Source organism: Psychrobacter sp. Sarcosine-3u-12 (assembly GCF_002836005.1).
Classification (GTDB): domain Bacteria; phylum Pseudomonadota; class Gammaproteobacteria; order Pseudomonadales; family Moraxellaceae; genus Psychrobacter; species Psychrobacter okhotskensis.
This window is the reverse complement of sequence record NZ_PJBY01000110.1, coordinates 322936-333180: the sequence shown is the minus strand read 5'-3', so window position 1 is coordinate 333180 and position 10245 is coordinate 322936. Positions and strand designations below refer to the sequence as shown.

Sequence of the window (10245 nt, the reverse complement as noted above, 5' to 3'; positions counted from 1 at the left end):
AACTATCTGTGCGAGCAGTTACGCTCGCCTGAATTGGTGGTTGCGTAAGTCCTACTATTATAGTACGGTGTTGAATACCATCGTCGCTAAGGGTGAGTCCGTGCTGGTATATCTTGATAAAACCAGTGGAAAAAAGAAAAATATCGATGACACCAAAAAAGCCGCGATTACTGCTTTTGAAAGTTTTAACTAAAATAGGCTGCATGGGTTTTACACAAAAAGGTGGCGCTGATAGTTATGGTATTAAAAGCACGGTAGCAGCAGAGATTTTAATGAATTTAAATTAACTTAAATGGATTTTCAAACAACACAAGGAATGTGTAGATTATGCTTTATATCAAAAAGTTGTCTTTTGGTTTGGCTGTTCTTGGAGCATGCGTACAGGCACAAGCGATAGATCTTGTCACTAATGGAGATACTACTTTAAGTATCGGTGGTTATGTTAAAGCGGAAGGCATATTTTATTCTCCCGATGAAGGGGAGTCTGAGTTCAAAGGAAGTGGACGACAATCTCGGATTAATGTTAAAACCACAAAGAATGTAGAGGATAAAAAATTAACGGGTTTTATTGAAGGCGACTTTTATGGTAATGCCGCAAATGGTGGTTCAGACTTGCGGCTCCGCCATGCTTATGTTCAGGTCGATGATTTGACCGTCGGTAAGACGTGGAATGGTCAGTTCTTAGCGGTCTACCCACTTTTGACTGATCAGCTTGACTTTCGGGGCACGGGATTGGGCACCATCTCTGGTGGTGGCGCTGATATTCGTCCAGATTTGACGGTGCACTACACTCATAAAGGGTTTCGTTTTACCGCTCAAGACCCTGTTTATGATGAAGCCAATCTGCCTGATATGGTAGTTAGCTACAAGAATAATATATCTGATCTTAGCTATAATGTGGCGGTCACTGCTCGTGAGGCCAAAAATGGAGACGATTCGGATGTAGGCGTCGGTGCTTCTTTGGCTGGTAAACTAAAACTGGGCAATGACTCGCTACATGCGAGCGTATATAACGGTAAAGGGATGGGCGTCTATTCTACCGTCTGTGTTGGAAGAGCCCTTGGCACGACGGGCGATTTAGATTGTGATGCGGAAGACGGTAAGCTTGTCTCGCAAACGGGCTACACGGTCGGTTACAGGCACAAGTTCACAGAGAAACTGATGAGCAACATGCGCTATGGTGAAATTATGGTGGATGATGAGGCAGATACTTCTGTAAATGTAAAAAGTATCAACCTTGTCTATGAGTATCTACCAGATCTAGACATTGGTATTGAGTGGCGGGATCGTAGCGACAAAACGCTGTCACAGGTAAAAAAAGGTCAGCAAGTTGAAATAATGGCCAAATACGAATTCTAAGCTGAATATAGTCAATCATGTATAAATCCGATACGGTCTCAGGCGCTTAGTCGACTATTTATCGTACTTTCACTTACCTTCTTTGTATTCGGATTAGGTTCAACATACCTTCTGGTTAAAGTTCTTTTGGTTAGGGGCTGTATAGAATTCAAATCAGCGGCAGCCAGATAAAAACACAAGCGAGAATTACGGCAGCCTCATAGCTGGCTTTAAGTTTATCATAGCGTGTAGCAATGCCTCTGAAGTGTTTTAACCTAGCAAAGGCGTTTTCTACTAAATGGCGACAGCGATATAAGTACCAATCTAGCGTATCGTTGTTGCTTTTAGAGTTAGACTTAACGGGTATTACTGACTCAGCACAATGCTCAAAGATACACTCTCTTATGTCGCTACTGTCATAGCCTCTATCTGCTACGACCGCCTTAGTCTCTTTTTTGATGGTACTTTTAATTAAAGCGTTGGCCATTTTAGAATCATGTACTTGGCCTCCTGTCAGCGCCACATGAACAGGGTTACCACAAGCATCAACTATGAGATGTAACTTGCTGCTATTGCCAGCAACGCTAGTGCCGATGGCTTCATCACGACAACTGGCAGCGCCTGTACTGTGCTGATGTGCTTTTACCACGCTACCATCTATAAATAACCATTCACTATCGTAGTCTGCTGTCATTATGGACATCAGTTGTTGCCATTTACCCGTTTTACGCCAATAGCGGTATTGATGATATACGGTAGACCACTTGCCAAAGCAGGATGGTAAGTCGCGCCATGGACAGCCAACACGTATGCGGTACAACATCGCTTCGACGGTTCGTCTTAGATTGGGCTTGTTATATATGTTAATTTGTCGCAATATATCAGACAGCTTTTGCCATTGTTCCTCAGTGAGCATGGTACGAGCCATAAGTGACGCCTTTTCTCTTTGTTGTGGTAAACAAGAGTGTAAGGCGTTGCTTATTTTTTTCAACTATTCCCCAATTCTATACAGCCCCTAGTCATTGCTTATTTGGTTGTTAAGAGATTGTAAGCAATGACACCGTTTTTAAGAAAGTCTCAGTTTGGCAAAGGCTTATAAGTGTCGTCTTTCTTGTATCACAATTATAGTAAACCAATTCTATCTATAGTCTCGTTAGCGTCATTCAAAAGTTCTGGCCCATTCAGCCCATGCTACATTTATGTCGACTCAGTCTTGACGCCAATACACTTTCACAACGACTTCTGCACGGCTGAGCTCAAATCTCTCTCTTAACATAGGTCGCAGCGCCTTCACCGTGCTAGCCTCTAGTGCGCCCCAAACCTTATCAATTTGCAATGGATGTTCAGTCAAATAATCGCTTAGCTTACTATCGATTAACGTGGCTAAACTCTGCTCTGAGTTTATTGAACCGATTACGATAGGTAGTACGGTAAAGTTTCCGTCAATACTGCCTTTGACATCGTGATTTATTTTTATATCATCAAAATAGCTTTGATCGGCTGCGTCTTGCGTGACACACACAATCAATGGTGGCTTAGGATTGTCCCAAAGCTCTAGCAAACGTGCCGCTGTTGGCATCGAAGTCTCATCGACGATCAGTAGCGCTTGGCCATCGCGCAAATGCTCAACCTTCTCTGGAAACTCCCTTTTAGTGATAACCGTATCACCTGCCTGCAAGGCTGTCGCCCAATTCCCGCCCGGGGTATTCCCATGGACAAAGACATCGACCCATGCTTGCAGACCATCAGAGTTTTGCCATGCTTTTCTTAGGGTGTAATAACAATGTGGACGAGCGGGGTGCGAGCTGTCTTTTATACCGCTATTTATATGATTGCTAGCAATGACGTTGTGTTCTAAATCAAACAAATACGCATAACCGGCCTCATTCATGGGTATCGAGGTTGGGTTGGTATTTGATGGGTCGTTTTCACTTAATGCCGGAAGGCTTAATGCTGGCACGTCTAATGTAAGACGCAGCATATTTTTGCTGACTCTGTAGCTGTCCTGAACTATAAAGGTTTGCTTGGTCAATTTGATACTTTTTTTACCCAGCTTTTTATCCGCTCTTTGTTTGAGCAAAATATATTGGGTTTGTAACTCATCAGGCTCTGTAATGGGGGTTGCAAACCCAATAAAAAAAGTCTGATCATAAAGAGTTTTATTTTGAGAGTCGGTAGGCTGTTGTTCTTGATTTTTGGGCTGTACTTGTACCTCGATACCCTCAGAGTAGATAGCGGTTAACTGCACGTCTATGTTATTAAGCTCGTTTAAAGACAACGAGGTAAACACTCCGAGAAACCCAAGTAGCTCATCAAAATGCTCTTCATTGAGATGAGCAATAATGTTCGTTATTTCAGGGTCATTTATCAAGGTGTAGGGGCGTACTTGGTTAGGCGTGCTTTTGTTCGCAGCTAAAAGGGCGTCGGTCATATTAATACTCACAAGCAACAGTGAATTGAGGAACAAGATTATTTATTTTTTGGTAATGATAATTGTTTTTATTATCATTTGCGAGTAAAATCGATTTTTATTGTCATATCAAGTTACCGACAACGATTTCTATTGACCATTAATTTTATTAACCGTGAGTGCCTATATGCTACGTGCAAATCAACTGACTATTAGTCGTCAAGGGAATACTTTACTAGACAATGTGAGCTGTGAGATTGCCAGCAATCAATTGGTCGCCCTAGTAGGGCATAACGGCTCGGGCAAATCGACCTTGATTAAAGCTTTGGCAGGCGAGATGAGCAGTAGTAGCGGTAGCATCACTTTGGATGAGCGATCTATTAGCGATTACGGTAGTAAAGAGCTGGCGCGGCAAATGGCTTATTTGCCGCAGCAACTGCCTGAAGCGGCTGGATTTACGGTACGTGAGCTGATCATGCTAGGGCGTTATCCACATCAAAAATGGCTGCAAAAGCCAACCCAAATGGATAAAGAAAAAGTCGCGCAAGCGCTGAGAGTGACTCAAACAGAAGCGTTCGCTGACCGTATTACCGCGACTCTCTCAGGCGGCGAGCGCGCCCGAGTGTGGCTGGCGATGTGTCTGGCGCAAGATACCAGATATCTGTTACTCGATGAGCCACTGGCTGCCCTTGACATACATTATCAAATCGAGGTTATTCAGCTTATTCGTCGCTTAGTCGATGAGCAAGGTTTGAGTGTGGTCATCATTGTGCATGATATTAATTTGGCCGCGCAGTATGCAGATCGAATCATTGCGCTAAAGAACGGTCACGTTTGTCATAACGGTGATGTGTCCAGCACCATGCAACCCAAAATATTGCACGATATATTCAATATCGATATGCAGTTACTTAGCCATCCAGTCACTGGTCAGCCCGTCGCAGTGGCGTAGTGCTCGGTATTTGCTTTTTTTATTCTTTCTTCTTAACTCGCCTACAAAGATATGCTTCTATGCGTCCTGTTTTTTATAAATATAAATCGTCCAAACCGTCAACCGTTTTGCCACTAACAACCCTAAAATGGTTAACCGTTTCAGTATGTTTAGTCTTAACGGCTTGTAATAATACAACGACCGCACAAAGCGCTGACCAGCTTGATGAGTCACATTCTAAAAATGCTGCAAAAGCAGACAATCATACTGGCGAAACCAACCACACTAACGACACCATTAATATTGCCTCCCCTGACTGGGGCAATGCGGCGACCTTGACCGCTATGGGTCATCCACCGATTGCCACTGGCGATGTCAGAGTGTGGGACAGGTGGGTAGGTACGCCTACCTTGCCGAGCTCAATTATTGATTTGGGCATTCGCTATCAACCCAATGCAGAACTCATCGCCCAATTACCCGTTAATCTGGTGGTGGATAACTTCTTTTATAAGCATGCGCGCAACCTCTACGGGGACGTGCCTGCTGAATCTGTGATGTTTGCCGCCAAGGGGGAGACGGCAACGTGGGCTGACTATACCGAACCAACGCGAGAGCTAGGCATACTGATTGATAACCCTAAGATGGCTGAAGACTATATTGTAAAAAGTCAGAAAGACATACAGCTGGCCAGTCAGCAATTCCAGCAGCGCTATCCAAAAGCCAAGAAATTTGCAGTGGTACAGTTTGCGGATGCCAATAACATGCGTATGTATGTGGCAAACAGCTTATTTCAGCCTGCGTTAGAGCAGATGGGTAGAGAGCTTGTAGTATTGGGCAAGGGCAATCAGTGGGGGTTTGTGCCAATACGAATGGGAGATTTGGCGCAATTAGATGATGAGACTTGTCTATTAATTATCGATCCACTAAGCCCAATTACTAGAGCTGAAATTGATGACAGCTTAATTTGGCAGCGCCTGGATTATGGTAATACCCGCTGTGTGGGCGAGCTACCACCAGTATGGATTTATGGTGGGATGTCATCATTGGTTAGCCTAGCAAATAACTTGTCAGAAGTTTCATTAAAAGGCGGGGAAGTACTATGAGCGCCAACGCAGATACTCACAACAACCACAATAACCATATCAATAACTACGCCGACAGTTCTCATAACGACAGTGCTCATACGATGACATTAGCCTCTCAATCAGCAACGGTTTCAAAACCCTCATCAACGTCATCATTAAAACAGTCATCGCCGCCACCGAACCAACCCAAACCTCAAACTTCTCTATTTACCAATATATCTTGGCGACTGTGGGTCATGCTCATCGGATTAACGGCTCTATCATTATGGAGCAGTTGGGTACTGATAGATCAAGAATGGACGCGCCCATTCCGTGATTTGTTGATACCAAGCTCGCAATTGGACATTGCCAGTATGGCGATACAGCTGCATATCGTGGCGACCAGTGTGGTGGCGTTATTAGCTGGCGGGCTGTTAGGCGTGGTCAGTATCTTGCTACAGCAATTGGTAAAAAACCCTTTAGCATCCGATACGACGCTAGGGGTGGGCGTTGGTGCGCAGTTGGCTATGCTCATCGTCACGTTGTTTTTGCCGAGCTTGGCCATTTATGGTGGACTTTATGTGGCCTTTGTGGGGGCTATCATCAGTATGAGTCTAGTGTTTGCGTTATCAGCACCCAGTCGGTTTAACCCATTGATTTTGATACTGGCTGGTTTGGTGGTCAATATTTTGCTGGCAGCCGTGGCCAATGTATTGGTGTTGTTTTTCGCTGAGCGTAGTAATGGCATGCTGTCATGGGCGGCTGGGTTTTTGGCACAAAACAGCTGGCATACCAGTATCGCGCTAGTCATCACTGCTATTTTGATGGCGGTCGTATGTCTGCCACTATTGAAACCATTAACGCTAATGAGTCTAGATGACACGCAGGCCAAACGTTTGGGTGTGCCTATTAATGGGATTCGGGCACTGGTTGTATTGGTGGTCGCCGTTGTGACCGCTTTAGTGATTAGTGAAGTTGGTTTAATTGGTTTCATTGGTCTTGGTGCGGCAAGTTTGGTCAATGCGCTGGGCATCTCCGCGATTGGTAAGCGTTTGGCCACTGCCTTTGGGTTGGGGGCACTGCTGTTATTGTTGACCAGTAATGTCGCGTTACTGCTTGAGCCAATGCTCGATATGCAGATTCCAGCTGGTGCCATGACAGGTATCTTGGGTGCGCCGCTGATTATTTGGCTGATTTTGCGTCAGCGCCGCGCGCGGATAGAGACAGTGACGCCTATGCTTGCGGGTAAGCATACATCTATTGCCTTTTGGCGATGGGGCGTTGGTGTGATCGCTATCATCATGCTAGCTTGTCTTTTTGTACAAGACATCAATGGTTGGGGGCTCAGTACTGACTGGGCGCTCACTCAGCAATACCGCTTGCCTCGCAGTTTGAGTGCTGCAGCGACAGGCTTGATGTTGGCGGTCGCCGGTGTGCTACTGCAAACTTTAACGCGTAACCCTATGGCCAGTCCAGAGGTATTGGGTGTCAGTTCAGGCGCCGCACTTGGGGTTATTTTAGGGTTTTTATTACTGCCAAGTTTAGGGCTGTCCGCGGGAGCAGGGACGTTGCTGGTTTCAGGACTGTCAGGGGCGATGGCCGTGTTGCTATTGATTATTTGGCTGGCACGCAGGGTCAGCTCAGGTTATTTATTGTTAGTAGGTATAGGCATTGCCGCCATGATGGATGGGGTGATGCATATGGTCAAGCTCTCAGGAGATCCGCGTCTAGAAGCAATGCTCAGCTGGCTTTCAGGGACGACTTATAGCGCTCAGCCTAGTACAGTATGGTATCTCATTGGCATTGCCGCTATCTTATTTATACTCAGTCTATTGCTGATTAAGCCTTTACGTGTCCTTGGACTAGGTACAGGTGTGGCGCGTAATTTAGGTGTGGCAGTTACGCTAGTGACTTTATCGTTATTGGCATTAGTAGCAGCGCTTAGTACGGCTAGCACGCTTGCCGTTGGCCCGTTGAGTTTTATTGGTTTGATGGTGCCACATTTGGCGACTTCACTGGGAGCTGTGAAGCTTGAACGGCAATTGCCACTAGCTGCGCTTTTAGGGGCAGGGGTAATGGTGATAGCAGATTGGATTGGCCGTTACGTTATTTTTCCTTATGAGCTGCCTGCGGGCACGATTGCTGCCATTATCGGTGGTGGATATTTCTTATGGCTCATTCGTAAGGTGCCAGCCTCAGCAAATAGATAGCTCATGTCTGCAAGCATTGAATAGCCGACAATTTTGACTTCATTCAGCAGAGGCTTATCTAACCTTATTTGATCAGCATTTTGATAAGAATAACGATGCTAAATTTCAGCAAGATTGGATGACGTGCTCGTCAGGCTAGCCAAATAATAACTAGGAGCAAGTCATGCCGACCATCACCCAATTTTATGGTGCCGCTGCTTAATGAGCAACGCCCCTATAAATAAGGCATCTACCAATGAGTCGCCTATAAACGAAGCCTCGAATAGTAGTGGTAATGGCTTTACCGACAAACAGGTACAGCAGGTGTTACTGACACTACTGCTCGGCGGTACGGTGGTCAGCTTTAGTAATAGTGCGCTCAATCCAGCGATTCCTGTCTTTATGTCGGCGTTTGATGTCGATATCGTGATGGGGGGCTGGGTGTTAAATGCTTATGTCTTGGCCATGAGTGTAGGGCTAATGCTGAGTGGCTACTTAAACAAAAAGTTTCCGTTTAAGCATGTTTATTTGGCGGCAATTTTTGGATTTATGCTGGGCTCAGTCATTGGCATGCTGGCGTCTAGCATGAGCTTTGTCATCATTGCCAGAGCCATACAAGGACTGAGTGGCGGTCTGATTATCCCGCTGTCTATTGGTATGCTATATCAGATTTATCCGCAGAAACAGCACGGCAGAGTAATGGCGCTATGGGGCATTGTCATTATGATGTCGTTGGCGTTTGGCCCTTTGGTCGGTGCTTACTTGGTTGAGCAGTTTGCGTGGTGGACACTGTTTGCCATTACCTTGCCACTCAGTGCGGCGGTCATGGCGATGGTGTGGTGGTTAATACCTGATATGCGCTCACATGATAAAAAAAGCCCTTTCGATACCATTGGGTTTATCAGCTTACTCATTTGGCTATTGACCATGATGGTGTGGCTGAGTACGCTGAAGGTAGACTTCACTGGCGGGCTACTCAGCAGTGATGGCTTATTAAAGATAGCCACGTTGGGTTTATTATCTATTGGGTTTCTACTGTCCGCGATGGTTTGGTGGGCATATGAGCGGCGGCAGAAATATCCATTATTAAACGTGCGCTTGTTCAATAATAAAACCTATTTGCACAGTAATATCATCAGCATTAGCCAAACAGTCGGTTTGATGCTGTGTCTCTTGTTATTGCCCGTGGTGATACAAGATGTGATGGGCGAAAGTGCTTTATGGACAGGTATTGTCCTGATGGTCGCGACGCTCGTGGCCAGTATCACCACGCATTACGCTGGCAAGATGGTAGATAAGCAAGGTGCCCGAGGGATTGGCATCGTAGGAATTGCGATTAGTGCGCTGTCTACTTTGATGCTGGCATGGTGCTTGTATCAGCCTACGCTTTGGCTATTAATGCTAATTATGAGTGTGCGAGGTATTGGGGTAGGTTTGGCGTATCTGCCGACCACTACCGTTGGTTTTAGCAGCTTACCCAAAGACGCGGTCACTGAGGGAGCCGCCCTTAATAACATCAGTCGCCGTATCATCTCTACTATATTTATCACGCTGTCCACCCTTTATATAGGCAGTCGAAGTGCGCAGTTATTAGCAGCAGGTAGTAGTGACGGCATGGCAAGCTCGATTCAAGAAATACTGGTGGTCATCGCGGTGATTTTATTATTCACAATCCCTTCAGCGTGCAAATTACCACGATCCCCATAAACAAACACCCCGTATCGGGGTTTACTTTAACTTATCAAGACGGAAATATCATTGATTTTTGGCACTAGGCATTAATCGCCGCAGAACAGTGGGCATCATTAATCAATTGTCCTTTTCACCCACTGGATAAAAGTAAGTTAAGTTTCCCTGTGTTTGCACAGGGTATCAGCGCTGTGACTACCTTCAAGAGTAACCAAGTACAAGGCACACTAGCACCCGATATTTGCTATCGCTTCGGTGAGCAGGCAACGACGATTCATTCAGGCGACATTGCCATTATGGATAATGACGGCGTATTTATATTGTCTGTTGATGTAGCACAGCAGCTATTATCAGATTGTCAAAAGAAGCATAGAGAGGATGAGGCAAAATTTCAGCGGTTTTTTGAGGCCTATCGTAATAATGAGCTAGATAAGTTATTCAATAACTAATGAAAATATCAGAGGTTAAATAGTCAGCGATATCTAAAAACAGTACAAATAAGCGTTTACTAACAAGATGTAAATACATATAGAAATAAAAATGATTATCATTTACAATACGATTCACAAAGTTAGTACACACTGTATTATTAGCTAAATATTATTCATATCACTGTTTATTTAT

General features: G+C 45.0%; 8 protein-coding genes and 1 pseudogene. 7 read left to right on the top strand and 2 right to left on the bottom strand.

Annotated features, from left to right (window positions below; genetic code table 11):
• Positions 1 to 193 (top strand): annotated as a pseudogene (locus tag CXF65_RS14870) (hypothetical protein); the annotation flags it as partial.
• 134 nt (positions 194 to 327) lie between these two features.
• Positions 328 to 1359: a hypothetical protein gene (locus CXF65_RS14865; RefSeq protein WP_101212861.1), complete on the top strand. Its 1032-nt coding sequence runs from the start codon at positions 328 to 330 to the stop codon at positions 1357 to 1359.
• 148 nt (positions 1360 to 1507) lie between these two features.
• On the opposite strand, the gene CXF65_RS14860 is transcribed toward CXF65_RS14865, so the two are convergent.
• Together CXF65_RS14860 and CXF65_RS14855 are read right to left on the bottom strand one after the other, a co-directional pair.
• Positions 1508 to 2266: an IS5 family transposase gene (locus CXF65_RS14860; RefSeq protein WP_101212859.1), complete on the bottom strand. Its 759-nt coding sequence runs from the start codon at positions 2264 to 2266 to the stop codon at positions 1508 to 1510.
• Positions 2267 to 2545: 279 nt separating this feature from the next.
• The gene (locus tag CXF65_RS14855; RefSeq protein ID WP_025650731.1) at positions 2546 to 3769 is read right to left on the bottom strand and encodes a siderophore-interacting protein; all 1224 of its coding nucleotides are present in this window, start codon (positions 3767 to 3769) and stop codon (positions 2546 to 2548) included.
• Between the two features lie 166 nt (positions 3770 to 3935).
• Between CXF65_RS14855 and CXF65_RS14850 the strand changes: the two genes are divergently transcribed.
• The 5 genes from CXF65_RS14850 to CXF65_RS14830 all read left to right on the top strand — a co-directional run bounded on the left by CXF65_RS14850 (position 3936) and on the right by CXF65_RS14830 (position 10070).
• A complete protein-coding gene (locus tag CXF65_RS14850; protein ID WP_025650730.1) occupies positions 3936 to 4700 on the top strand; it encodes an ABC transporter ATP-binding protein in 765 nt (254 codons plus the stop codon).
• Between the two features lie 59 nt (positions 4701 to 4759).
• A complete protein-coding gene (locus CXF65_RS14845) occupies positions 4760 to 5782 on the top strand; it encodes an ABC transporter substrate-binding protein (RefSeq protein WP_025650729.1) in 1023 nt (340 codons plus the stop codon).
• Entirely contained in the window at positions 5779 to 7953 is a 2175-nt protein-coding gene (fhuB, locus tag CXF65_RS14840) for a Fe(3+)-hydroxamate ABC transporter permease FhuB (protein ID WP_025650728.1), read from the top strand. Before CXF65_RS14845 ends, fhuB begins: the two co-directional genes overlap by 4 nt.
• Positions 7954 to 8154: 201 nt before the next feature.
• The gene (locus tag CXF65_RS14835) at positions 8155 to 9639 is read left to right on the top strand and encodes an MFS transporter (protein WP_025650727.1); all 1485 of its coding nucleotides are present in this window, start codon (positions 8155 to 8157) and stop codon (positions 9637 to 9639) included.
• 173 nt (positions 9640 to 9812) lie between these two features.
• Entirely contained in the window at positions 9813 to 10070 is a 258-nt protein-coding gene (locus CXF65_RS14830; protein WP_156915591.1) for a hypothetical protein, read from the top strand.
• Positions 10071 to 10245 lie beyond the last annotated feature (175 nt).